The organism is Paenibacillus sp. J2R1T-4 (assembly GCF_059692235.1).
In genome coordinates, this window is sequence record NZ_JCAUBA010000018.1 from 102,515 (window position 1) to 127,708 (window position 25,194).

Below are 25,194 nucleotides of genomic sequence, written 5' to 3' on the forward strand. Positions count from 1 at the left end.
TATATTACAGAAAGTCGGGTGAGGCTAGTGAAGGTAGATCGTCGTCGAAGAAAACCGCTGATACGATTAGGAAGTCCGCTTCATCAGGTGTATGAATACGGCTTATTACTTGCTGGAAGCTTTCTGATTGCACTTAGCTTTAACTTGTTTCTGAATCCGAATCAGATTGCTTCTGGCGGTGTTGCCGGGATATCAACGATCTTGCAGCATCTGTTTGATATTGAGCCCGCCGTTGTTCAATGGTTATTGAACATTCCTCTATTCATTCTGGGTCTCTTATTATTAGGCGGACAGTTCGGTTTAAAGACAGCTGTAGGGTCGGTCGTGTTTCCGTTCTTCGTGCTGCTTACCCGCGACTGGGGCCCGTTGACGGAGAATGTAATTCTCGCTACGATATACGGGGGGATTGGAGTGGGTGCTGGACTCGGAATTGTATTTCGCGGCCGTGCCTCCACAGGCGGCTTGGATCTAGCGGCTCAATTACTCCATAAATACACCGGCATCGGGTATGGACTCGCGATTGCGCTCTTCGACGGGATTGTTATTATTACCGCAGGATTCATTTTTACGCCAGAAAAAGCTTTATTAGCGCTCATCGGGCTCTATGTTACTACTAAGACCATCGACGTCGTGCAGCTAGGCTTCAAATACTCGAAGGTGGCGTTCGTTATTACCCGTGAAACAGAGGCCATTCGTCAAGCCATTCTGTATGATTTGGACCGTGGATTAACCCAGCTAGCGGCACATGGGGGGTTTACGGGGGAAGAAAGGCCTGTGCTTATGGTAGTCGTTAGTCAGACAGAGGTAACCAGGTTGAAAGCGTTGGTGAAGTCGATCGACCCGGCTGCCTTTATTATTTTGGCGGATGCAACAGAAGTGCTTGGAGAAGGGTTTAAGCAGCAATTTTCTCATTGAATTAATATTCTATCAGACGTATAATAATACATATCTTTGGAACAAGAGCGAATGCAAGGATTGAATTAAGGTTGTAGGAGGGTATCGAAAATGAACACAAAGATTAGAGTCGCTATCATCGGCTCCACCGGTTATGGCGGTGTTGAACTTATTCGGTTACTACTGAGTCATCCAAATGTTGAAATTGGCTCTGTTATCTCATCGTCCAGCGCAGGTGCACCTATCGCGGACGGCTATCCCCATTTGTCCCAAATCGTAACTGACAAGCTGGATGGCATTGATGTGGATCTGATCAAACGCAAAGCGGATGTCGTATTTCTTGCAGCACCGCATGGAGTAAGCACGGAGTTAACGCCGAAACTGTTGGATGCTGGATTGAAGGTAATTGATGTATCGGGTGACTACAGGTTGAAGTCAGGCGAGGTTTACGAGAAATGGTATAAACATAAGCCTGCTGATCCTGCCTATTTGGCAAAAGCGGTGTACGGCCTTGCCGAAGTATTCGGCGATGACAGCAAAGGGGCGGACTTGATCGCCAATCCGGGATGTTTTCCAACTGCTACTACGTTAGGGCTAGTGCCTCTCGTGAATGCTGGCTGGATCGACAACCGTTCTATCATCGTGGATGCTAAGACGGGTGTATCCGGTGCGGGCCGCGGGCTCGGACTAACGTACCACTATTCTGAGATCAACGAGAACTTGCTGGCTTACAAAGTGAACCGTCACCAGCATACGCCGGAGATTGAGCAGGTGCTAGGACGTGTCAGCGGAGAAGAGGTTATAATTTCGTTCACGACACATCTCGTGCCTATGACTAGAGGGATTCTGGCCACGATCTATGCGGGCTTGAATCAGAAGCGTACAGATGAGGAAGTGCTCGAGCTGTTCCGACACTATTATGAAGGACGCCAGTTCGTGCGTATTCGGGACAAAGGCAAATGGCCGGCAACCAAAGAGGTGCTAGGCTCGAATTATTGCGATATCGGAGTTTCGGTGGATGAGCGTACGAACCGTGTAACGGTAGTATCAGTCATAGACAATCTGGTAAAAGGCGCGGCTGGTCAAGCGGTGCAGAACTTGAACCTGATGATGGGATGGGACGAAACGACCGGGTTGTTATTTTCGCCGGTCTATCCATAAAGGTGTATAAGTAAATAAGGGACAGGTGATGGGGAGAAATGTCACAGCAAGCTCAATTTGGAGTAGTGGAGAACGGGTCGGTTACAACACCGAAGGGATTTCGTGCAGGCGGTCTGCACTGTGGATTGAAAAAAACGAAGCGCAATGACCTGGGAGTTATCGTGTGTGATGTGCCTGCAGAAGCAGCAGGTGTGTATACGTTGAATGCTTTTCAAGCAGCGCCGCTAAAAGTCACGCAAGAGAGTGTGGCTGTAGAAGGCAAGCTGCAAGTCATGTTGGTCAATAGCGGCAACGCCAATGCTTGCACGGGGAAACAGGGCGAGGACGATGCTCGCACTATGCGTTCAGGAGCAGCAGCTGCATTTGGTGTACCCGAGCATTATGTTGGGGTAACCTCTACAGGTGTTATTGGTGAGCTGCTGAAGATGGATCGTGTGAATCCAGGAATTGAAGGGCTTCCTGCTGTTACAACTGCTGATGATGAGGGCGGAGAAGCATTTTGCCAGGCTATCCTGACTACGGATCTTGTGAAAAAAATGATCTGCGTTCGTGTTTCAGTGAATGGGAAAACCATTCATGTTGCTGGAGCGGCCAAAGGCTCAGGCATGATTCATCCGAATATGGCAACTATGCTAGGTTTCATTACTACTGATGCAGCCATCTCCTCGGCGAATTTGCAAAAGCTGCTCAATCGTTCCACGGATATGACGTTTAACATGATAACCGTTGATGGCGATACTAGCACGAACGATATGGTCGTTGCGATGGCGAGCGGACTTGCGGGCAACGATCCTCTGGATGCTGAGCATCCTGATTGGGAAGCTTTCTCCGACGCATTTCGGTATGTAGGAGAATACTTGGCGAAGGCGATCGCACGAGACGGTGAAGGGGCAACGAAGCTGATCGAAGTAACGGTCGCTGGGGCTGCATCGGAAGAAGCAGCAAGAGCGATTGCGAAGACCGTTATCGGTTCGAGTCTCGTGAAGTCTGCTTGTTTCGGAGCGGACGCGAACTGGGGGCGCATTATTGCAGCCGTAGGACGTGCAGGTCAGCCAGTGAACACCGAGACCGTTGATATTCGATTGGGCGATATCCAAGTGCTGGAACAATCTCGCCCGATCCCGTTCGACGATGAGAAGGCTACCGAATATTTGAAAGGTGAGCTCGTGCTCATTCATGTGAACCTGAACATGGGTAGTGCGGCAGCGACAGCTTGGGGTTGCGATCTTACGTATGACTACGTGCGGATCAATGCGGCATACCGGACTTAATGTAAAGGGGAATGGACCATCTTATGAAGAAAACATGTTTTGTTATGAAATGTGGCGGAAGCACACTAGCCGCGCTGCCGGATTCATTCTTCCATGATTTGCGTCTCCTGCAGGCAGATGGCATGGTTCCTGTAATCGTGCATGGCGGAGGACCGGCGATCTCAGACATGTTAGGCAAGCTTGGGATTGAGTCGGAATTCGTAGGCGGACTTCGCAAGACGAATGAAGCTACGCTTGATGTTGTGGAGATGGTGTTAGCAGGACAGATCAACAAAGAAATCGTACGTCGGATCCAGCTGTCAGGGGGAAAAGCGCTCGGCTTATCGGGTGAGGATGGTCATTTAATTCATGCCGAGCCGGTTGCGAATGCGAGCGAGATCGGTTTTGTAGGCGATGTAACCCATGTTAATGGTGCACTTGTGCAGGGCATCGTTGATCTTGGCTATATGCCGGTTATTGCTCCGATTGGTCTCGACAGTGAAGGACAGCGATATAACATAAATGCGGATACAGCAGCAGGGGCTGTTGCCTCCCACATTGGGGCAGCCCGAATGATCGTTGTCACCGATGTTCCAGGTATTATGAAAGAGATAGACGGAGTGAAGCAAGTCCTTCCTATCGTCACGGTAGCGGAAACCGAGGAAATGATCGCGAACGGAGTTATTTATGGCGGGATGATCCCTAAGGTTAGAGCGGCCACTCAGTGCATCCAGGGCGATGTGCAAGAAGTCGTGATCGTGAACGGCAGCGAGCCGGGAGTATTAAGCAAGGTGCTTAACGGCGATCCCATTGGGACGCGGATTACACGGGGAACGGAGTGAGCAGCCATGAGTGAGAAAACACAATCGCAACAGCAGACAGGGAGCACTAGTACTAGCGCGTTGTTTCCGACCTATGCAAGATTTCCAATCACAATGGTACGGGGCGAGGGCAGCAAGCTGTGGGATGATCAAGGGAAGGAATATATTGATTTTGCTAGCGGAATTGCAGTAACGAATCTCGGCCATACCCCTAAGCGGGTTAGAGATCGTCTTGTCGAGCAGCTCGATCAGCTCTGGCATGTCAGTAATTTGTTCCACATTCCGAATCAGGAGGAATTGGCTCAGCTTTTGACAGCTAATAGCTTCGCCGATGCCGTCTTCTTCTGTAACAGCGGAGCGGAAGCGAATGAAGCGGCAATCAAGATTGCGCGTCGATATAATTCCAAGATTCTAGGAACGAACCGCTATGAAGTCATCACCTTTCATTCCTCCTTCCATGGACGGACGTTGGCTACTTTGACCGCGACTGGACAGGATAAGGTAAAAGAAGGCTTCCATCCGCTGCCACAAGGGTTCGTGTCAGCTCCATATAACGATGTAGAAGCGTTGAAATCATACATTACCGAGAATACATGTGCGATTATGCTTGAATTCGTCCAAGGTGAGGGCGGGGTCATTCCGGCTTCCCCAGCATTCATCCAGGAGGTTGTGAGACTGTGTGATGAGCATAATTTGCTTTTGATTGCAGATGAGATTCAGACAGGGATGGGCCGGACAGGCAAACTATTCGCTTACGAGCATTATGGCGTGGAGCCGGATATTATGACGTTGGCCAAAGGCTTAGGCAGCGGTTTCCCGATTGGAGCTATGTTGGGCAAAGCGAAGCTGCGCGAGGCGTTCTCGGCAGGAAGCCACGGGACGACATTCGGGGGCACCCCGATCGCTACAGCTGCTGGGATTGCAACGCTTGAGACGATGCTGGAAGAGAAGCTGGCCGACTGTGCAGCACAGAAAGGCGCTTATATCCAATCTCAGCTGAACGAGAAGCTCGCAGGCAACCCTTTAGTGAAGACGGTTCGCGGACTTGGCCTTCTGATTGGGATTGATTGCACGGTTCCTGTGGCCGATGCGGTTACGAAGATGCATAATCAAGGCTTAATTGTAATCAGCGCTGGCCCGAATGTGATCCGACTGCTGCCTAACTTCCTTGTGAGTGTAGAAGAGGCTGACCAAGCAGTGGCTATCATTACAAATGTGCTGGCTGATCAAGCAGCCGTTACAGAAGGAACTGCGGCGAATAAATAAAGAAAGTAGGGATTGCGATGACTGCAACATTGAATGAACTGGCCACCAGCTTGAAAGGGAGAGACTTTCTTGCCTTGGTTGATTATACAGCTGAAGAAATTCGTTATTTGATTGATTTGGCCATCGATATGAAGAAGAGACATAAGGCCGGTGAGATCATTCAACCGCTTAAAGGAAAGACGCTGGGGATGATTTTCGAGAAATCCTCGACGCGTACCCGTGTTTCATTCGAAGTAGGAATGTACCAGCTTGGAGGTCATGCCCTCTTCTTAAGCAAAAACGACCTGCAGCTTGGACGAGGCGAATCTGTATGGGATACGGCTCAGGTGATGTCGAGATATTTGGATGGAATTATGATCCGCACTTTTGCTCACCGCAACGTGATTGAGCTTGCCCGAGGCGCAACCGTGCCGGTCATTAATGGACTAACGGATTTGACTCATCCTTGTCAGGCGCTGGCAGACTATCAGACGATTTTGGAGAAAAAAGGACGCCTGCAAGGGCTCAAAATCGCCTATATCGGCGACGGAAATAATATGGTACACTCCTTAATGATGGGCGGCGCCAAGCTTGGCTTGCACGTAGCGGTAGCGTCTCCTAAGGGCTATGAGCCCGACGAAGAAGTGTACACGATCTCCAAAGAGAATGCTGCAGCAGCAGGAGGGTCCGTATTCGTAACTCACGATCCCAAGGAAGCGATTGCTGATGCTGATGTGGTCTACACGGACGTATGGGCAAGCATGGGCTTTGAGGAAGAGCAGGAGAAGCGGGTAGTTGCTTTCCGCGACTTTCAAGTGAACGAAGCTCTAGCGAAGTATGCTAAAAAGGACTACTTATTCATGCACTGCTTGCCAGCACATCGCGGCGAAGAAGTAAGTGAAGGTGTAATCGATGGCGAGAATTCCATCATTATTGATCAAGCAGAAAACCGTCTGCACGCCCAAAAGGCGATAATGGCCGCTATTATGTAAATTATCACAGTATCGTACAACTAAAGCATTCAAACATAGATTCATGGTAAAGGGGAAACGAACATGGCTAAGGAAAAAATCGTACTCGCGTATTCCGGCGGGCTGGACACTTCCGTCATCCTCACTTGGTTGAAGGAGACTTATGACGCGGAAATTATTGCTTTCACGGCTGATATTGGTCAAGGAGATGAGCTGGACGGGTTAGAAGAGAAAGCTCTCCGCACAGGGGCGTCCAAAGTTTACATCGACGACCTCCGCGAGGAGTTCGCCCGTGACTTCATCAACCCTATGTTCTCGGCAGCGGCCTTGTATGAGGGGCAATATTTGCTCGGCACGAGTATCGCTCGCCCACTTATTGCTAAGCGTATGGTTGAGATTGCTCGCGCTGAAGGAGCGACTTACATTGCACATGGCGCAACCGGTAAAGGAAACGATCAGGTTCGTTTCGAGCTTACAGCAGCGGCCCTCGCTCCTGAGATCTCCGTTATCGCGCCTTGGCGTGATGAGGTGTTCCGTGAGCAGTTCCCGGGACGCGCAGAAATGATAGCTTATGCAGAGAAGCACGGCATCAATGTAACAGCTAGTGCGGCCAAGCCTTATTCGACAGACCGCAACCTGCTTCACATCAGTTTCGAGAGCGGCATGCTTGAGGATCCATGGTTCGATGCAGCGGCGGATTCTAACCGTGACATGTACGTCTTGAGTGTGGATCCGCAGGATGCGCCTGATCAAGCTGAATATATCGAGTTGGAGTTTGAGAAGGGCATTTGCGTTGCTATTAACGGTCAACGGATGATTCCGCTGCAAATTATGGAGACACTGAACGAAATTGGCGGCAAGCATGGGATTGGCCGTGTTGATATGGTCGAGAATCGTTTCGTTGGGATGAAGAGCCGCGGAGTCTATGAAACACCAGGCGGGACCATTCTGTTCACGGCGCATCGCAAGATGGAATCGCTGACGATGGACCGTGAAGTTATGCACTTGCGTGACGGATTGATTCCACGATATGCATCGCTTGTATATAACGGTTTCTGGTTCGCACCAGAGCGTTTGGCCATTCAGGCGCTGGTAGCAGAGAGCCAGAAGAACGTTACGGGAACCGTTCGCTTGAAGCTGTATAAAGGGAACGTAATGGGCGCGGGCGTACAAAGCCCAGTGAGCTTATACAACCCTCATATTGCAACGATGGAAGCCGACCCTACTCAAGCCTACAATCAGAACGATGCAACAGGCTTTATTCGTCTGAATGCATTGCGGTTGAAAGTAGCTTCCGGTGTAGAACAGAGCGCGAAGAAGGAATAGCCGTCAGAGAGTAACAATAGTCGCAAACATTGGGATGGGCCGCGCATAGCGGCCTGTTTTCGAGATAAGGTAAGGGATAGAGAAGAAAGTTAGCAGAACGAAGGAGTGGAGAATTGTGTCCAAGCTGTGGGGTGGGCGGTTCACCAAAAAAACCGATCAATTAGTGGAAGAATATACAGCTTCCATTATGTTCGACAAGGAGCTAGCGGAAGAAGATATTCAAGGAAGTCTGGCGCATGTAACCATGTTAGGGAAGCAAGGGATCCTGCCTCTGGATGATGTGGAGAAGATCAAAGATGGATTGCACCGGGTGATGAACAAAATTCGCCGCAAGGAGATGGAATTCTCCATAAGCGATGAAGATATTCATATGAACATCGAGAAGGCTCTGATTGACGATGTGGGACCTGTGGGCGGCAAGCTGCATACGGGAAGAAGCCGTAATGATCAGGTGGCTACGGACATGCATCTGTACTTGGGCAAACGTGTTGTTGAGTTCGTGGGATTGTTGACCAAGCTGCAGGAAGCGCTGCTTACACAAGCCAAAGCCAACCTCGAGACCATTGTTCCGGGCTATACGCATCTACAACGGGCACAGCCGATTCTATTTGCTCATCATCTGATGGCTTATGTCTCCATGCTCGGGCGTGATGCCGAGCGGCTGCAGGATAGCTACAAGCGCATCAACATACTGCCGCTGGGAGCGGGGGCGTTGGCAGGAACAACATTCCCGATTGACCGTCACTTTGTAGCGAAGCAGCTTGGGTTCGAGCGCGTATATGAGAATAGTCTGGATGCGGTAAGTGATCGTGATTTTATCGTCGAATTCTTGTCGAATGCTTCCATGATTATGATGCATTTGTCGCGATTTTGCGAAGAGCTGGTATTGTGGTCGAGTACGGAGTTTCAGTTCGTGGAGCTAGATGATGCGTTCTGTACAGGAAGCAGCATCATGCCGCAGAAGAAAAATCCGGATGTAGCAGAGCTGGTGCGCGGTAAGACGGGACGGGTGTATGGGAATCTCGTGGGCATGCTGACGGTGTTGAAGTCGTTGCCGCTTGCCTATAACAAAGATATGCAGGAAGACAAAGAAGGCATGTTCGATACGGTTCGTACGTTGCAAGGAGCTTTGCAGCTGTTCGCACCAATGATTGCCACGATGAAGGTGAACAAGGAGCGAATGCGGCAAGCGGTTAACCAGGACTTCTCCAACGCGACCGATATCGCTGATTTCTTGGTGAACAAAGGACTGCCGTTCCGCCAAGCTCATGAAGTCATCGGGAAAACAGTGCTGTATTGTATCCAGAACAAAAAGTATTTGCTGGATTTGACTCTAGAGGAATTCAAACAGTTCTCCCCGCTGTTCGATGACGCCATCTATAAAGTGCTTCAACCAGAGCAAGTCGTAAACGCGCGTAATGTGTACGGCGGGACGGCATCTAATCAAGTAGCGGAGGCTATTAGCCGTGCGGAGTTAGAGCTGCAAAAGACGCAGGCTTGGGTAGATGAGTATTTGGAGAAGATTAAGTAAAGTTGGTCGGTTCATTGGAACCGGTGCGATTAATAAGGACAGCCCTAATGACGTTTTGTATTGCGTCTTGGGGCTGTCTATTTTACTTGGTTAAAGTTTTACTACGCCTACAAACCTATTGTGATAAAAAGCCCGGCAAAGAGCGAAAAGTCGGCCCGCTGATACCATCTTCGAGCATGTTGCGTTTCTCTTTCGGCTGCTCTGTTTTGGGATTCGCCGGAGGTGTATCTGGCTTGTTGCGAGCAACAAGGGTGGGTTGAGGCTGATAAGTGTCTTTGGATACTAGTTCCCTCGCGACTTCTTTGCCGTTCTGTTTGCGGATGCGATAGGTTTCAACAACATAACCGACCTTTCCTTCCTGAAGAAGCTCTTGTTGGCCGTTGCTTAAAGTGGGATTCACCACGACTTTAACTGGTGGAGCTATCGTTTGGACTGTATTGGAGACGATTTCATAGGAAAGCGATTCGGACATACGCCCGAAAAGCTTAACGGTGATACCCGTTTCCGTGATATCGGTTCTAATTAACAGGTGGCTGCCGGTATTGTTGCGGAAGCGGAAGTTGATCCAACCATCCGCAAACGTAGCATCTTGGCCTAGTGGAACGTAGCTGACAGGGAGCGAGTGGTTGCGTCTTTCTGTAATTTGCAGTCCGGCGCGGAGAACTGCATTATATAGCGTTGTCGAGACTTGGCAGATGCCTCCCCCGATGCCAGGGACAAGCTTTCCGTTCAGAATGACAGGCGCTTCTTTGAAGCCGAATTGTTTCTGAGTCTGGCGGATGATCTCGCTGTAATCGAATTCTTCGTCCGGTTTAAGAATCTTGTCATGAACGATCTGGGCGGTTGAGCGAATATTGTGTTTGCGGCCCTCACCACTTGTGGGGAAAAAAGTGGAGAATTCAGCGATTTTGCGGTCGATGCCCTCTGTTTTCAAGGTATCTACAGTTATGGTAGGTGCAATCGTTTGAATGGGTAGAACAATGATGGTTGGTTCGGACAGTTGCTTGGATTCTGGTGCAAGCTTGAGAAAAGCGGCAGTCGAGCTGTGCAGCCCAGTCGGCTGCGGCGCGGCTGTGAGGGCGCGGAACAGCCGCTCTGCCACCGAGCCGAGCTCGGTGATGAGCGCGTCAGCGTCCACTTGGACCGCTGACTTGCCCGGGATGTAGCCGACCTTGTCGTCGGCTGTAATCACGCGGCGCGCCTCTTGCGGGCGCGCTTGCAGCAGCTGCGGCCACAGCGCGCCGATTGCGCGCAGCGGGGCCGTGCTGCTGACGCGCAGCGCAAGCGGCGCGTGCATGCCGCGCATGCTTATGCGGGCCTGAGCCCGCTTAAGCATGGAGCCGCGGAACAGCCGCCTCGCGGCCGCGTCCAGCTGCGCGGTGTCCACACTTACGCCTAGCTCGGCTAGGCTGAACGTGGACCTACCCGCTGCCGCCGCCGAACCCGTCGCCGAACCCGCCGCTGCTCCCGTCTCTCCCGCCGAACCCGCCGAACCCGCCGAACCCGCCGAACCCGCCGATCCCGCAACCCCGCTCCGAGCCGTAGTCGTTGAGCTGGTCTCGATCCCCTCCGGCAGCTCGAAGCGGATGCGGCTCTGAAGCAGAGCCTCTACGCGGAGCTCCAGCTCCTTGCGGAAGTCTGCTTCACGCATACCAGCTATCTTCAACTCGCCCCATAGAAATCCATGGGGGAAGGTGCCTTGCTTCGTATAAATCGCCAGGGCTGCCCAAACGACTCCCCAAACGATAATGGCAAATAGTAAAACTTTGTTCCATTTCAGGACTGACCCCATCATAACAATCGACTCCCTGCCCCCGAATCCGAGTAAATTCCGACTGCCTGTACCCTCTGCTATTCCCATATGTATGCGCGAGTTCGTCCATCTAGTTCCACACAAATTCCCCTTTATTCCCTGAAAAAGTATGAATTTCTTGAAACATCTTGCAACATTGTGTTGAAATTAACCAAAACTTAGAGGATTTGAGTCATTTATGTCGAACTCATAAGGGCTAACTATTCACAGGATGTGATGCAATGATTGAAATGCAGGATGTTTGGAAGACATATGCTGACGGGACTCACGCCCTTCGAGGAGTCAGTGTAAAGATAGATGCGAATGAATTCGTATATGTAGTCGGTCCTTCCGGTGCCGGTAAATCTACGTTTATGAAGTTAATATATCGCGAAGAACGGCCGACCAAAGGCCATATTTTCGTAAATGGGTTTAACTTGGAACGGTTGAAACAAAGAAAGATTCCCTATGTAAGACGTAATATTGGGGTTATATTTCAAGATTTCAAGCTGCTTCCCAAGATGACCGTGTACGAAAATGTCGCTTTTGCTATGGAAGTTGTCGAAGCTCCTAAGAAATTAATTAAGAAACGCACCCTAGATGTGCTGGAGCTCGTTCGATTGCGTGGGAAAATGGCCTCTTATCCGAATCAATTATCCGGGGGGGAACAGCAGCGTATCGCGATTGCGCGAGCCATTGTCAACAATCCGTCGGTCATTATAGCAGATGAACCTACCGGTAATCTCGATCCGGACACCTCTTGGGAGATTATGAAGATCCTTGAGGAAATCAACTTTCGCGGAGCAACGATCGTCATGGCAACCCACAACCGAGAAATCGTCAACAGCATGCGCAAAAGGGTATTGGCTGTCGAGCACGGGTTAATCGCGCGTGACGAGGTGAGAGGGGAATACGGCTATGAAGATTAGAACCTTCGTCCGTCATCTCCGAGAGGGTGTTCGCAATGTTGTCCGTAACGGTTGGATGACCTTTGCTTCTATTGGAGCGATCTCGATCTCTTTATTTATATTAGGTGTGTTCCTTATTCTAGCCATGAATGTGAACTATTTGGCTACTCAGATAGAGAGTCAGGTTGAGATCCGAGTCTATCTGGAAGTCAATACACCAGGGGATCAGGTCAATGCAGTCCGTACCCAAATTGCAGCTATTCCTGAAGTTGGTGTCATTACGTACGTGTCCAAGGAGGACGGCATCAAGATTCTGAGAGAGAAGCTGGGGGAAGACGGGCGTGATTTGTTAGACGGCTTCGACGGCGAGAATAATCCCCTGAATGACTCTTTTACTGTAGAGGTTACAGACCCTCATGTTGTTAGCACAGTAGCAGAGCAGATTGGGGCGATTAACAGAGGCAAGGATCCTCAGCCGATTTATAAGGTTAGTTACGGTAAAGGAACGGTTGAGACGCTTTTCAAAATAACAGAGATTGTGCGAAATGTAGGCCTCGTTTTTGTAGCCTTACTGGCGTTTACGGCGATGTTCCTCATCTCTAACACCATCAAGATCACTATAGTTGCAAGGCGCAAAGAAATCGGCATCATGAAGCTGGTTGGCGCAACTAACGGGTTTATTCGCTGGCCTTTCTTTATTGAGGGTGGATTGCTCGGTTTGTTTGGTTCCCTAATCCCGGTCGTCATCCTGCTCTACGGTTATATGGAGCTCTACAATTACACAAAGCTAGAGCTCGGGTTAATGTTAATTAAGCTTATTCCAATTGAAGATTTGTTTTGGTCCGTAACGGGCTTGCTTCTTGGGATCGGCGTTATTATCGGAGTCTGGGGAACGTTATTGTCCGTTCGTAAATTTCTGCGTGTGTAGTTGATAAGAAACAAGGAGGAATCGATTGATTTTGAGAACGAGAAAATTGTCGCTAATTCTAGTAATGGGAATGACCCTGTTGGTTACAGTTCCGAGTACAGGGTTCGCCCTGACTGATAAAGAAATAACAGAGCAATTGAATTCGATTAACAAAAAAGCGGCAGAAGCTAGCAAGAAGCAGCAAGAAGCGGAAAAGCAGTCGAAGGACGTGGCTCAGCAAAAGCTTCAAGAGACCAAGAGTATTGAAGCGCTTTGGAAGCAGATTGAGGACCAGAACGATCAGTTGAAAGCTTTCAACGCTCAGACTGAACAAGTTACCGGTGAACTGATGGAAACGAACAAACAACTCGTGCAGGCAGAAGAGCGGGTTTCTTCCAGGGACAATATGCTGAAGTCAAGAATTCGGTTAATGTATACGAACGGTTTCGTCTCCTATCTCGAGGTGCTGATGGATTCGACCAGCTTTGGGGATTTTCTGGATCGTTACCAAGCGCTGAAATCGATAGTAAATCAAGATAAAGAAATATTAGCGGCTAACAAAAAAGATCGTCAGGCGGTTACGGTGAAAAAGGCGGAAGTGGAGACACAGCTTGCCCAAGTGCAAGCTCTCACGACACAAGCCGAACTGCTTAAAGGTACATTAGTAGCAAAAGAAAAGGAAAAAGAAGTTGTCATTGCGAGCTTGAGCAACACAGAGAAGCAGCTTAAAGGTATAACGGATGCGCAACGGCAAGAGTCGGATCGCTTGTACGAGCAGAAATCTGCATTAATCAAGCAACAAGAAGCGAACAGGGCTAAAGCAGCCGCAGCCGCTGCATCATCATCCGTAACAGCTTTCACCGGCGGCATCCTGAATTGGCCATTGCCGGGAAGAACTACCCTTTCATCCGGTTTCGGGTACCGGGTCGACCCTATTAACAAATCCGATGCCAATCATACAGGTATTGATATTCCTGCCCCTGCCGGGACGATTATTTATGCAGCCGAGGCAGGCACCGTTATTATTTCTGGGTATGTGAATGGTTACGGGAATACAGTAGTTATAGATCACGGCAGTATTCAGACATGGTATGGTCATATACGTAACGGAGGGTTGCTCGTGAATGAGGGCGACCAAGTGAAACGGGGCCAGAAGATAGCAGAGGTTGGCTCAACAGGCCGTTCGACAGGCAATCATCTGCATTTTGAAGTGCGTAAGAACAATGTACCGACTAATCCGCTTCCTTATGTTGGCAAGTAATTCATCCCATAATGTTGCGATATTCATATATATTACGGCCTGACTCATAATTGGTACATGCCTGTCATACAATAGGAAAGTCCATCTAATTGAAGCGGGTATGAAGGGCGGTGTGAACCGAGAATGTTTTTGAGAGGCCGCAATCTAGTTGTATTTATAGCGTTTTTGTTGCTGGGGATGTTCGCTAGCAGCATTTTGACGCTGACCATTGTAAGTCCTTCTGGCTTAGCAGACAAAGCTAAGGGATCTCCAGTTGTGAACTCAGGGTTTACAGCCGCTGAGTTGAAGAAGCTGTCTACCACTTATGATTTGATTCAACAAAATTTCGTAACGGAAGTGGACAAGTCCAAATTGATTGATGGAGCGGTCAACGGCATGCTGGCATCGCTAGACGATCCTTATACGACTTATATGGATCAGAAGGAAGCGGAGCAGTTCCATGATGTGATCAACTCCACCTTTCAAGGAATTGGCGCGGAAGTGTCGCTAGAGGATGGCCGAGTTAAGATTGTTTCACCCATTAAAGGATCACCGGCCGAGAAAGCAGGTATTCTAGCGAACGATATCATTCTTTCTGTGAACGGCGAGAAGCTTGATGGCTTGAAACTAACAGAAGCGGTGAGTAAGATTCGCGGTCCTAAAGGCTCCCAAGCCAAGCTGCAAATTATGCGCTCAGGCATGGATGCTATTGAAGTGATCGTGGTGCGGGATGATATCCCGGTGGAGACCATTTACTTCGAGATGCTGGAAGGTCAAGTCGGCAAGATTGAGATCCGCGAATATGTGCAGCATACTGCGCAAAAATTCAAAGAAGCGCTCAAGAAGCTGGAAGACCAAGGTATGAAGGGTCTAATTATCGATGTTCGGAATAATCCCGGCGGATTGTTTCCGGCTGTAATCGAGATGTCAGAGCCGTTCATCCCTGCCGGCAAAACTATTGTGCAAGTTGAGGATCGCGATGGACAGAAGCAATCCACGGTTTCAAAGGGGACGGGTAAGAAGTATCCGGTGGCGGTTCTAATTAATAACGGCAGCGCCAGTGCTTCCGAGATTATGGCAGGAGCTCTTCAAGAAATGGCAGGAGCGAAGCTTGTAGGGGATAAGACGTACGGTAAAGGCACGGTACAGATTACGTTCGAGAAAGAGCTTGGTGACGGAAGTAACATCAAGATGACGATTATGAAATGGTTAACTCCAAACGGCACTTGGATTCACAAGACAGGAATTGCGCCTGATATAGCTGTAGAGCAGCCCGCTTTCTTCAAGGCAGCTCCATTTAGCAAGAAAACAGTATTGAAACAGGATATGACAGGTGATGAGGTCAAGAACCTGCAGATCATACTCGAAGGTATTGGTCAGGCGCCAGGGCGTACAGACGGGTATTTCAATGACAAGACAGCAACGGCAGTAAAAGCTTTTCAGCGTGCGAGCAGCCTGCCTGTTACAGGAGAAGTCGATGAGAAGACCGCGATCAAGCTGGAAGAAACAGTCTCCAAAGAAATTCGCAGTCCGAAGAACGACTTACAGTTGAAATCAGCGGTTGAATACTTGCAAGGTGTTACTAAGAAGTAGAGAAGTCGGCTTTAACTCAAGGGAACAGTTGGAAAATTGCAAGTGAGGGCAGGATAATCAACCATTTGCGTCGAAAATAGGGAAGAGGTCAGAGTGTTCTGATCGACTTCCTTTTTTTTGTTGTAATATGCATGTGTAGAAGGGGATACTCCTATGGATTTGACGTTCACTATTCTCGATCGGCTGTTTCATGCGTTTGTACAAGGATTGATTCAGCCGTTTTATTACATCGGTATTCTCTTTGTTATTTTTCAATATCACAAACAGATCCAGCTAGAACGGAAGCTGTTCTCAACCCGGTTGCATTCGTTGATTGACACGACCTGGCGCACGGTTCTTGGTGGGATTGCAGCTGGGTTCTTGGGTTCGGTTGCAATGGCTTTCGTTGGGGCGACCTTAACACAAGAAGCGGTGTGGTGGATATGGGGCGTTTCAGTGGTTCTAGCTCTATTCCGGATCCGATTTCTCTGTATGGCCTATGCAGTAGGCATGCTGGGTGTACTTCATGTCATTGCAACCTTGTTCTTCGGTGCTGATGAAGGGGGTGCGTTTAGCGGCATCCTACATTCTCTTCAGGAATTACCGATTCCAGCACTCATTGCCCTTGTGGGTATTCTCCATCTTATGGAGGCCGGATTAGTCAAGTGGCAAGGCACTAGAATGGCAATGCCTCTATTCGTGGAGAATAAACGAGGGAGAATGGTGGGCAGCTATCGCATTCAGCAATTCTGGCCAGCGCCTTTGTTCTTGTTAGTCCCATTAGCTGGCGGAGCTTCTGCGCCGTTACCTTGGACACCTTACTTCGGGGGGGACTTGTGGGCAGCGGGTTGGACGATAGCGGCCTTTCCCGTCATTCTCGGCTATGCAGAATCGACACTCTCACGGTTACCGCAGACCAAAGTAGCGGAGAGTGCCAAGCGGCTGCTAATTTATTCGATTCTTGTGATTGGACTTGCAGCACTTACAGAATGGCTTTCCCCTTTGATTGCACTTGCTTCCTTCTTGGTGATAGGTTTGCATGAAGCGATCATTTGGTTAGGTAATCAAGCAGAACGCAAAGAAATGCCGCGTTATGTTCATGGGGATAAAGGGTTAACAATCCTGGCAGTATTGCCGAACGGGCCAGGTGTCGAGATGGGTCTTGAAGCAGGCGAGGTTATTCTCAAGGTTAACGGAGCTCCTGTGAATACACGCATTGAGCTGCATCAGGCATTGAGCTTAAACCCTGCGTATTGCAAATTGGAGGTTCTTAACCTGGAAGGACAAAGTAAATTCGTTGGTCGAGCTTTGTTCACTGGAGATCATCATTTGTTGGGCGTAGTGCTGTGTCCGGACGATAGCGTTCGTTATTATGTTTCCACGGAAGAGAGCAGCTTGATTGGGCTGTGGAAGAGGTCCTGGAAAGGCTCTAGAGCTCGAACGCATTCGGGAGAGACGATTTAGATTAAGTGTTGGTTAGGTGTTGAGGGAAGGGAGACGGGAGTGTCTCTCTTCTTGTTGTTTTTGCTTACGCTTCGATTTGCAAGATAGGTTTAATGAGTGTATAATGGATGGGAACAAACATTCGTAAATGTCCAAATCCAATAGATGAAAGAGTTGACGCCAGGGTGAACAATGATAACAAGGAGATTGTCGTCAATCCCCAGTTGTTTGAACTGATTTCAGAATATGAACCAAAAGGTGACCAGCCCCAAGCTATTGATCTGCTCGTTAAGGGCATACTTGAGGGCAAGAGGGAACAGACTTTACTCGGAGCAACAGGTACGGGTAAGACGTTTACAGCTGCCCAGGTAATAGCCAAGCTGAACCGACCGACATTAATTATCGCCCATAATAAGACGCTTGCTGCTCAGCTATGCAGTGAGTTTCAAGAGTTTTTCCCCAACAATGCCGTATCTTACTTCGTCAGCTACTACGACTACTACCAGCCTGAAGCTTATATAGCCTCCTCAGACACTTACATCGAGAAAGATTCCAGCATCAATGATGAGATAGATAAGCTTCGGCACTCGGCAACAAGTTCGTTATTTGAACGCAGAGACGTAATCATAGTAGCAAGCGTATCTTGCATATACGGCTTGGGATCACCGCAGGAATACAGGGATCTGGTCCTGTCTCTTCGTGTGGGTATGGAACGACCCCGCAATCAAATTCTTCACATGCTGGTCGATATTCAGTATCAGCGTAATGATTTGAATTTTGTTCGCGGGACGTTTCGCGTTCGCGGGGACGTCATTGAGATTTTCCCAGCTTCGCGCGGTGAGCAAGCAATCCGGGTTGAATTGTTCGGGGATGAGATTGAGCGCATCACGGAGATTAATGTGCTTACCGGCGAGATTCTGGGAGAGCGAGATCATGTGGCGATCTTCCCGGCGTCTCACTTCGTAACCCATGAAGATCGGATGAAGCTCGCTCTTGTCGACATTGAGCGTGAGCTGGAGGAGCGGCTTGCCGAGCTGAAGGAGAACGGGAAGCTGCTGGAAGCGCAGCGATTGGAACAGCGTACACGCTATGATATAGAGATGATGCAGGAAATGGGCTTCTGCTCCGGTATTGAGAACTATTCAGGACCGCTCACGTTCCGGGAACGCGGGGCTACTCCATATACATTGATGGACTATTTCCCAGACGATATGCTCATTATGGTAGATGAGTCCCACGTTACATTGCCGCAGATTCGGGGTATGTATAATGGAGACCGCGCACGTAAGGAAGTGCTAGTTGAGCATGGCTTCCGGCTGCCTTCCGCATTGGATAACCGTCCATTGCGCTTTGAAGAATTCGAGAAAAAGATCAGTCAAGCTGTATACATTTCGGCAACACCAGGGCCTTATGAGCTCGAGCATTGCCCGACTATGGTGGAGCAAATTATTCGGCCGACTGGCCTGGTCGATCCGCATATTGAAGTGCGTCCGACCAAGGGCCAGATTGATGATTTGATTGGCGAGATTAATGACCGCATCAGTAAGGATGAGCGGGTGTTGGTAACAACACTCACTAAGAAGATGTCAGAGGATCTGACCGATTACCTCAAGGAGCTCGGCATTAAGGTTCGTTACTTGCATTCGGACATTAAGACACTTGAACGGATGCAGCTTCTGAGAGATCTCAGACTGGGTGTTTACCATGTTCTAATTGGAATTAACTTGCTCCGGGAAGGCTTGGACCTTCCAGAGGTATCGTTAGTCGCCATATTGGATGCTGACAAGGAAGGCTTCCTTCGCTCAGAGCGATCCTTAATTCAGACAACGGGTCGCGCAGCTCGGAATTCAAGCGGCCATGTTATTATGTATGGGGACAAGATTACGGATTCAATGGATAAGGCGATTCGGGAGACCAACCGCCGACGTGCGATTCAAGAAGCTTATAATGAGAAGCATGGGATTACTCCGCAGACGATTCAGAAGAAGGTTCGCGATGTGATAGAAGCGACCAAGGTGGCTGAACAGAAGGCGGATTACTTAGGCAGCTTCAAGGAAGAGAAGATGTCCAAGAAGGATCGGGCTTCACTCATCGAGCGACTTGAGCAGGAAATGAAGGAAGCGGCCAAGAACCTGCAGTTCGAGCGAGCGGCTGAGCTAAGAGACGCCGTGATGGAGCTCAAGGCGCTGCAGGCGTAATTGTTGGATATTGAAAGGATGATAGCTGTGGGACACGATCAAATCGTGATCAAAGGAGCCCGTGCTCATAATTTAAAAAATATTGATATCGCTATTCCGCGGGATAAATTTGTTGTTTTGACCGGACTTAGCGGATCAGGCAAATCTTCGCTTGCTTTTGATACGATCTATGCGGAAGGCCAGCGCCGATACGTAGAGTCTCTGTCCGCTTATGCCAGGCAGTTTCTAGGTCAGATGGATAAGCCGGACGTCGATTCTATTGAGGGCTTGTCACCGGCAATATCGATTGATCAGAAGACAACAAGCCGTAATCCGCGATCTACAGTGGGTACCGTTACGGAGATCTATGATTATCTTCGGTTGCTGTTTGCCCGTATAGGCAGACCGCATTGCCCGACTCATGGGATCGAGATTACTTCACAGACAGTAGAGCAAATGGTTGACCGCATTATGGAGTACCCGGAGAGAACGAAGCTGCAGATCTTAGCCCCTCTTATTTCCGGTCGTAAGGGGGAGCACACGAAATTACTTGCGGACATTCAGAAGCAGGGCTTCGTTCGCGTAAGAGTTAATGGAGAGATCCGTGATCTCTCGGAGAAGATTGAGCTTGATAAGAACAAGAAACATTCCATTGAGGTTGTCGTCGATCGGATCATCGTGAAAGATGATGTGCACAGCCGCTTGGCTGATTCTCTGGAGACGGCCCTTAAGCTGTCTGAAGGACGAGTTCTTGTCGATGTGATGGAGCAGGAGGAGCTGCTATTCAGTCAAAAGCTCGCTTGCCCAGAGTGCGGGTTCAGTATTGAAGAGCTTGCGCCGCGAATGTTTTCTTTCAACAGCCCGTATGGAGCATGTCCAGATTGTGATGGACTTGGTGTTAAGATGATTGTAGACCCCGACTTACTTGTCCCTAACGCAGAGTTGACGATTGATGACGGGGCATTTGAAGCATGGGCAGGCAGCACATCGAACTATTACCCGCAATTCTTGGCATCCGTTTGCCAGCACTACGCAATTCCACGTGACGTACCCATCTCTTCGTTAACAGCCGAGCAAATGAAGAAGCTGTTGTATGGAACAGGCGGAGAGAAAGTGCGATTCCGTTATGAGAATGATTTTGGCCATACGAAGGAAGCGATGGTGCCCTTTGAGGGTATTGTCCGCAATCTGGAGCGTCGTTACCGAGAGACCGGCTCTGACGGGATCCGTGATTATATCGAGCAATATATGAGCGCCAAGCCTTGCCAGAGCTGCAAAGGGCAAAGACTCAAGCCTGAGAGCTTAGCTGTGACTATCAACGTTAAGAATATTGCTTATGTAACGCAGCTGTCGATCGGAGAGGCATCTGAATTTTTTGATTCATTGACACTAACGCCGAAGGAACAGACGATTGCTCACCTTGTATTGAAAGAAATCAATGCACGTCTCGGCTTTCTCGTCAATGTTGGACTTGACTACTTGACACTCAGTCGTGCTGCAGGGACTTTATCTGGCGGCGAGGCGCAGCGTATTCGTCTGGCCACGCAGATCGGATCTAGCTTAATGGGCGTGCTCTATATTCTGGATGAACCGAGTATTGGTCTTCATCAGCGTGATAACGACAGGCTCATACAGACATTAGAGCATATGAGAGATCTAGGGAATACGCTCATCGTCGTAGAGCATGACGAAGATACGATGATGGCAGCAGATTACATCATAGATATTGGTCCTGGTGCAGGCATTCACGGAGGACAAGTGGTGGCCGCCGGAACTCCGAAGGAGATCATGAATGATCCGAATTCCTTAACTGGACAATATTTGTCAGGTAAGAAGTTCATCCCGGTTCCATTGCCTCGCCGCAAGCCGAACGGGAAGTGGTTGGAGATTCGCGGAGCTAAGGAGAACAACTTGCGCGGCGTGAACGCCAAATTCCCGCTTGGGGTGTTCACTTGTGTAACAGGGGTATCGGGTTCCGGCAAGAGTACGCTCATTAACGAGATTCTATACAAAACACTCGCCCGTGATCTCAACAAAGCAAAGGTGAGACCAGGAGAATACAAAGAGCTTAAGGGTATCGAACATGTCGAGAAAGTGATCGATATCGATCAATCCCCGATTGGACGTACACCACGCTCGAATCCTGCTACTTATACCGGATTGTTCGATGATATTCGGGATGTATTCGCGAATACTACAGAGGCCAAGGTCCGCGGTTATAAGAAGGGCCGGTTCAGCTTTAACGTAAAAGGCGGACGCTGTGAAGCATGCCGCGGTGATGGGATCATTAAGATTGAGATGCACTTCCTGCCCGATGTATATGTGCCTTGTGAGATTTGCAAAGGCAAACGATACAATCGTGAGACACTGGAAGTAAAGTATAAAGGGAATACAATTGCTGGCGTGCTTGAATTAACCATAGAAGATGGCTGCGAGTTCTTCAAGAACATACCGCGTATTCATCGCAAGCTGCAGACACTGTTGGATGTGGGCTTGGGGTATATGAAGCTAGGTCAACCGGCAACTACACTATCAGGCGGTGAAGCTCAACGTGTGAAGCTGGCTGCAGAATTGTATCGACGCAGTACCGGGAAGACTTTATACATCCTGGATGAGCCTACGACAGGATTGCATATCGATGATATTGACCGATTGCTAATCGTCTTACATCGCCTTGTAGATAGCGGAGAGTCTGTGCTAGTTATTGAGCATAATCTAGATGTTATAAAGACAGCAGATTATATTGTCGATCTTGGACCTGAGGGTGGGAATAGGGGCGGCTTGATCGTCGCCGCTGGAGCACCAGAAGACGTCGTCAAGGTGCCGGAGTCATACACAGGCAAATACTTGAAGCCGATCCTGGAGCGCGATACTGCACGTACCGTGCAAGCTCAGGGGACTGATTCGACAGAAGCAAAGGCTGCCGCTAGCAAGAAGGACAGCAAACAAAAAGAGAATGCAGTAGTGTAAATTAGCTAGCTTGCGTTCGTCGAGTCCAGTTTGTGTTAGAATTCAAGGAGCCGCAAGGCTCCTTTGCTATATCTCTCATATAAAGGAGGAAATCATGTATATACAAAAGCTTCTACAGGAAGAGGCATTGGAAATCTACAAGTGGAAGTATCCGGGTATATATGCCTTCTATAATTCAAATGAATCCGAAGAAGGATTAAGAGAACTTATGGAGAATTCGTATTATTCTGTTAGGAATGAGCAGGATGGGCTTATAGGGTTTTTCTGCTTCGGATCTAGCGCTCAAGTACCAAGCGGAGTTAGGCAAGGTCACTATACGGGTGAAGATCTAATAGATATTGGACTTGGCATGAAGCCGGAATGGACTGGAATGGGAAGAGGCCCTATATTTCTTGAAGTTGGGCTAAGTTGGCTAAGAGACAATCCTCATCCCCCACACCAGGTACGCTTGACTGTAGCTGATTTCAACGCGCGAGCCAAAGCTCTGTACAAGAAGGCAGGATTTAAGGAGATCGCTTCTTTTGAAAGTAACGGAACCTTATTCCTAATTATGACGCGCAGGTTATAGAAGAAGTGTAACCCTGTCACTGGTGTGAGGAAGAGACATTGAATTTCCGCAGGGCTGCTGTTATAAATATTGGAAGGGAAGGACATCTTATACTTAATGAAAGACGGTTCAAATGGTGACAAACTTGTTAACAATAGAGAAAGGACTTGCAACCGTTGACGATGCAGGATAACATAGATGAAGATGAGTACACTGTGTAATAACTATAAGGGGGTCCCTGGCTATGTTCTTAGCTGAAGAAGCTGCTCAGACAGCAAGCCGTTTCCAGACATTTGATATTTTTGTCATTTTGTTTACGATTGTTCTTGCTATCGCGTTGTTGCGCCTGTTGGCGGCACCGATCAAAAATAAATTTGCCATTGGCTTCGCTGCGGTAAGTTTGATTACGTTCTTAGTGATGGATGTTCTTATGGTGAAATACTGGTTAAGTTAAGAATCATTTTACAAGTAAATCAAACAAGCCTACTGGTAGACGCACTTCTGTGCTATACGGTAGGTTTTTTTGTTTTCTAGGCTGAAAAAATGACACCGCTTTCTATTGACAGGAAACATACAGTAGGTATACTTCAAGCATAGGTATTATACATGTATGATAATAGGCGGAGGTAGAGATCAATGACGGTATTTGAAGCGCAAAGCCAACAGTATAAAGAAGCAGGAACACCTTGCCGGAATTTCAACGTATTAGCATCAGCCGTAATTAAAGACCCGCGGGATGGAAGGGAGAAGCTGGTCCTCTCTAACTTTGCTGCAGGACAGACGGGCAATCTAATCTTCATAGACACCTTGACGGGAGAAGGGGAATCACTTGGATTACCCGGGGACGATGGCGCGTGGGGATTAGTCAATTGGTATGACGAGAAGTTAGTTGTGGGGACTTGTCCTAACCATGCATACTTGCACTGTCTGGATCTAAGAACAAGGGAATGGACGGAATCTCTCAAGGCAGAGGGAGAGAAGTATTTTTGGGATATGACACTAGGTTCAGATGGGAAAATATATGGAGGAACCTGGCCGGGATGTTCCTTGATCTGCTATGATCCAATTCAGCATACATTGGTTAACTTGGGCCGAGTATCTGACAATCCGAACAATCAATACAGCCGTCCGGTAAATGGCAAGCTCCCTGGCTATATTTTATTTGCTGGTGGTTATGATCAACCCTTCTTAAAGGCATTTCATATCGAGAGCGGGACATTCCGTGACTTTGGTACTCCTGGATTTGTGGTAAAAGAGGTTAATGAGAACTTCATCTGTACTTTCAAAGGGGATGAACTGGAATTCTACGATCCGCTTACGTTTGAGAGATTGGCTCATTCAGATGAACTTGCAGAGAAATTGACAGGCAAACAGATTACATTCCCGAATGGGAAAAAGATACGGGCGATCCCTCTATCTGGCGGCCGTTGGGCAGGAATAAGAGGACAGGATTATGTAATCATTGATAACCTGGACGAGGTCCCAGAATTGAAGCGAATTCCAGTACCTGCGCCAGCAACACGTATTCATACGATTATGGCGGATGCAGAAGGGAACATATGGGGAGCATGCGGGTTCGGTCAAACTATATTCCGATTTAATCCTGCTGACGGTTCCTATTGGAATTCTTCCTCTGTAAGCGATTCTGGCGGAGAAGTATATGGAATGCGATTTGTGGAAGGGAAATTATTCATGTCTGCCTACGTTGGCGGCGATCATATTGTGTATGATCCAGCTCTGCCCTGGGATCAAGTGAACAATGTGAATCCGAGAGCCCTTCGGTCTGTAAGTCCGGATTATGTGAGGCCAGAGGGTCGGACAGTCATTGGCCCAGATGGCGGGCTGTGGACGGGTTGGTCAGCTAAATATGGCACATATGGCGGAGCATTGTCTCGTATCCAACCCGATACTCTCGAGGTAAATGTCTGGAAGGATCAGGTCGAAGGTCAGCAAGTTGCAGGAGTCGCGGCAGATCAGCAATTCATATATTTCACGACTAATGGAGGAGCCAGCGGCTTGCCATATCAAGAAGTAGCCTGTCACTTCGGAGTGTGGCATCCTGAGAAGGGACTTGTCCATACCGTTCAGCTGGAAGCAGGAATGCGAACCGGCAATGCAATATTGGCCGTTGGAGGCAAAGTATTCGTAGGCGTCGGCAACGAGATCCGCGTGTTCAATCCGGAGCTGATGGCATTCGAGGAGCAGCGCACGATCCCCGTAGAGCAGCCATGCAGTTGGCTTGTAGCTACATCACAAGGGGAAGTCGGGGCTTTCAGCGGTAAGCGGTTATTATTGCTGGAAGCGTCAAGCGGGATAGTGAAGCGTGAGGTCCAACTGCCTGGCCCTGTAAAGGCGGCTACAGAGCATCCGGATGGGATTTATTTTGCAGTGGAATCGGTGCTTTACAAGCTGGAAGGGTAACTCTTCAGAGACTAAGGG

The 25,194-nt window shown here is 48.9% G+C and carries 19 protein-coding genes; 18 read left to right on the top strand and 1 reads right to left on the bottom strand.

The genetic code is table 11. The features are described 5' to 3' along the window. The first annotated feature begins 27 nt into the window (after positions 1-27). The 8 genes from AC58QD_RS24930 to argH all read left to right on the top strand — a co-directional run bounded on the left by AC58QD_RS24930 (position 28) and on the right by argH (position 9,199). A complete protein-coding gene (locus tag AC58QD_RS24930; protein WP_497337725.1) occupies positions 28-915 on the top strand; it encodes a YitT family protein in 888 nt (295 codons plus the stop codon). A 90-nt stretch (positions 916-1,005) separates the two neighbouring features. Continuing rightward, complete coding sequence (gene argC / locus AC58QD_RS24935; protein ID WP_497337726.1) at positions 1,006-2,055, top strand: N-acetyl-gamma-glutamyl-phosphate reductase; 1,050 nt, start codon at positions 1,006-1,008, stop codon at positions 2,053-2,055. A gap of 38 nt (positions 2,056-2,093) precedes the next feature. Further along, positions 2,094-3,326, top strand: coding sequence for a bifunctional glutamate N-acetyltransferase/amino-acid acetyltransferase ArgJ (gene argJ / locus AC58QD_RS24940; protein WP_497337727.1), 1,233 nt, complete (start codon positions 2,094-2,096; stop codon positions 3,324-3,326). A 23-nt stretch (positions 3,327-3,349) separates the two neighbouring features. Beyond that, a complete protein-coding gene (gene argB / locus AC58QD_RS24945) occupies positions 3,350-4,147 on the top strand; it encodes an acetylglutamate kinase (protein ID WP_497337728.1) in 798 nt (265 codons plus the stop codon). Positions 4,148-4,153: 6 nt separating this feature from the next. Further along, positions 4,154-5,392, top strand: a complete 1,239-nt coding sequence (gene argD, locus AC58QD_RS24950) for an acetylornithine transaminase (RefSeq protein WP_497337729.1) — start codon at positions 4,154-4,156, stop codon at positions 5,390-5,392. 17 nt (positions 5,393-5,409) lie between these two features. Continuing rightward, positions 5,410-6,363 (top strand): ornithine carbamoyltransferase, encoded by a 954-nt coding sequence (gene argF, locus AC58QD_RS24955; protein WP_497337730.1) that lies wholly within the window; start codon positions 5,410-5,412, stop codon positions 6,361-6,363. A 63-nt stretch (positions 6,364-6,426) separates the two neighbouring features. Then, positions 6,427-7,668: an argininosuccinate synthase gene (locus tag AC58QD_RS24960; RefSeq protein WP_497337732.1), complete on the top strand. Its 1,242-nt coding sequence runs from the start codon at positions 6,427-6,429 to the stop codon at positions 7,666-7,668. Between the two features lie 115 nt (positions 7,669-7,783). Next, positions 7,784-9,199, top strand: coding sequence for an argininosuccinate lyase (gene argH / locus AC58QD_RS24965; protein WP_497337733.1), 1,416 nt, complete (start codon positions 7,784-7,786; stop codon positions 9,197-9,199). Between the two features lie 115 nt (positions 9,200-9,314). Here the strand turns inward: argH and AC58QD_RS24970 are convergent, their stop codons facing one another. Continuing rightward, positions 9,315-10,994, bottom strand: a complete 1,680-nt coding sequence (locus AC58QD_RS24970; protein WP_497337734.1) for a VanW family protein — start codon at positions 10,992-10,994, stop codon at positions 9,315-9,317. Between the two features lie 239 nt (positions 10,995-11,233). Between AC58QD_RS24970 and ftsE the strand changes: the two genes are divergently transcribed. The 10 genes from ftsE (at position 11,234) to AC58QD_RS25020 (ending at position 25,176) form a co-directional block, all read left to right on the top strand. Beyond that, positions 11,234-11,920, top strand: a complete 687-nt coding sequence (gene ftsE / locus AC58QD_RS24975) for a cell division ATP-binding protein FtsE (protein ID WP_497337735.1) — start codon at positions 11,234-11,236, stop codon at positions 11,918-11,920. Further along, positions 11,910-12,827 (top strand): permease-like cell division protein FtsX, encoded by a 918-nt coding sequence (gene ftsX, locus AC58QD_RS24980; protein WP_497337736.1) that lies wholly within the window; start codon positions 11,910-11,912, stop codon positions 12,825-12,827. Before ftsE ends, ftsX begins: the two co-directional genes overlap by 11 nt. Before the next feature lie 31 nt (positions 12,828-12,858). After that, positions 12,859-14,067: a murein hydrolase activator EnvC family protein gene (locus AC58QD_RS24985; RefSeq protein WP_497337737.1), complete on the top strand. Its 1,209-nt coding sequence runs from the start codon at positions 12,859-12,861 to the stop codon at positions 14,065-14,067. A gap of 123 nt (positions 14,068-14,190) precedes the next feature. Then, positions 14,191-15,639: a S41 family peptidase gene (locus AC58QD_RS24990; RefSeq protein ID WP_497337738.1), complete on the top strand. Its 1,449-nt coding sequence runs from the start codon at positions 14,191-14,193 to the stop codon at positions 15,637-15,639. A gap of 153 nt (positions 15,640-15,792) precedes the next feature. After that, positions 15,793-17,082 carry a PDZ domain-containing protein gene (locus tag AC58QD_RS24995; RefSeq protein WP_497337739.1) on the top strand — a complete coding sequence of 430 codons (1,290 nt, stop codon included), beginning with the start codon at positions 15,793-15,795 and terminating at the stop codon, positions 17,080-17,082. A 164-nt stretch (positions 17,083-17,246) separates the two neighbouring features. Beyond that, positions 17,247-19,259 (top strand): excinuclease ABC subunit UvrB, encoded by a 2,013-nt coding sequence (gene uvrB, locus AC58QD_RS25000; RefSeq protein ID WP_497337741.1) that lies wholly within the window; start codon positions 17,247-17,249, stop codon positions 19,257-19,259. Positions 19,260-19,277: 18 nt separating this feature from the next. After that, positions 19,278-22,208, top strand: coding sequence for an excinuclease ABC subunit UvrA (gene uvrA, locus AC58QD_RS25005; RefSeq protein WP_497337742.1), 2,931 nt, complete (start codon positions 19,278-19,280; stop codon positions 22,206-22,208). A 94-nt stretch (positions 22,209-22,302) separates the two neighbouring features. Continuing rightward, positions 22,303-22,776: a GNAT family N-acetyltransferase gene (locus AC58QD_RS25010; protein WP_497337744.1), complete on the top strand. Its 474-nt coding sequence runs from the start codon at positions 22,303-22,305 to the stop codon at positions 22,774-22,776. A 223-nt stretch (positions 22,777-22,999) separates the two neighbouring features. After that, positions 23,000-23,209, top strand: a complete 210-nt coding sequence (locus tag AC58QD_RS25015; protein ID WP_497337746.1) for a hypothetical protein — start codon at positions 23,000-23,002, stop codon at positions 23,207-23,209. 182 nt (positions 23,210-23,391) lie between these two features. Then, entirely contained in the window at positions 23,392-25,176 is a 1,785-nt protein-coding gene (locus tag AC58QD_RS25020) for an NHL repeat-containing protein (protein WP_497337774.1), read from the top strand. The last annotated feature ends 18 nt before the right edge of the window (positions 25,177-25,194 follow it).

Bases quoted from the DNA above. Each gene is read 5' to 3' on its own strand.
- argC (WP_497337726.1), top strand. From the start codon at position 1,006: ATGAACACAAAGATTAGAGTCGCTATCATCGGCTCCACCGGTTATGGC.
- argJ (WP_497337727.1), top strand. From the start codon at position 2,094: ATGTCACAGCAAGCTCAATTTGGAGTAGTGGAGAACGGGTCGGTTACA.
- argB (WP_497337728.1), top strand. From the start codon at position 3,350: ATGAAGAAAACATGTTTTGTTATGAAATGTGGCGGAAGCACACTAGCC.
- argD (WP_497337729.1), top strand. From the start codon at position 4,154: ATGAGTGAGAAAACACAATCGCAACAGCAGACAGGGAGCACTAGTACT.
- argF (WP_497337730.1), top strand. From the start codon at position 5,410: ATGACTGCAACATTGAATGAACTGGCCACCAGCTTGAAAGGGAGAGAC.
- AC58QD_RS24960 (WP_497337732.1), top strand. From the start codon at position 6,427: ATGGCTAAGGAAAAAATCGTACTCGCGTATTCCGGCGGGCTGGACACT.
- AC58QD_RS24970 (WP_497337734.1), bottom strand. From the start codon at position 10,994: ATGATGGGGTCAGTCCTGAAATGGAACAAAGTTTTACTATTTGCCATT.
- ftsE (WP_497337735.1), top strand. From the start codon at position 11,234: ATGATTGAAATGCAGGATGTTTGGAAGACATATGCTGACGGGACTCAC.
- ftsX (WP_497337736.1), top strand. From the start codon at position 11,910: ATGAAGATTAGAACCTTCGTCCGTCATCTCCGAGAGGGTGTTCGCAAT.
- AC58QD_RS24990 (WP_497337738.1), top strand. From the start codon at position 14,191: ATGTTTTTGAGAGGCCGCAATCTAGTTGTATTTATAGCGTTTTTGTTG.
- AC58QD_RS24995 (WP_497337739.1), top strand. From the start codon at position 15,793: ATGGATTTGACGTTCACTATTCTCGATCGGCTGTTTCATGCGTTTGTA.
- uvrA (WP_497337742.1), top strand. From the start codon at position 19,278: ATGATAGCTGTGGGACACGATCAAATCGTGATCAAAGGAGCCCGTGCT.
- AC58QD_RS25010 (WP_497337744.1), top strand. From the start codon at position 22,303: ATGTATATACAAAAGCTTCTACAGGAAGAGGCATTGGAAATCTACAAG.
- AC58QD_RS25015 (WP_497337746.1), top strand. From the start codon at position 23,000: ATGTTCTTAGCTGAAGAAGCTGCTCAGACAGCAAGCCGTTTCCAGACA.
- AC58QD_RS25020 (WP_497337774.1), top strand. From the start codon at position 23,392: ATGACGGTATTTGAAGCGCAAAGCCAACAGTATAAAGAAGCAGGAACA.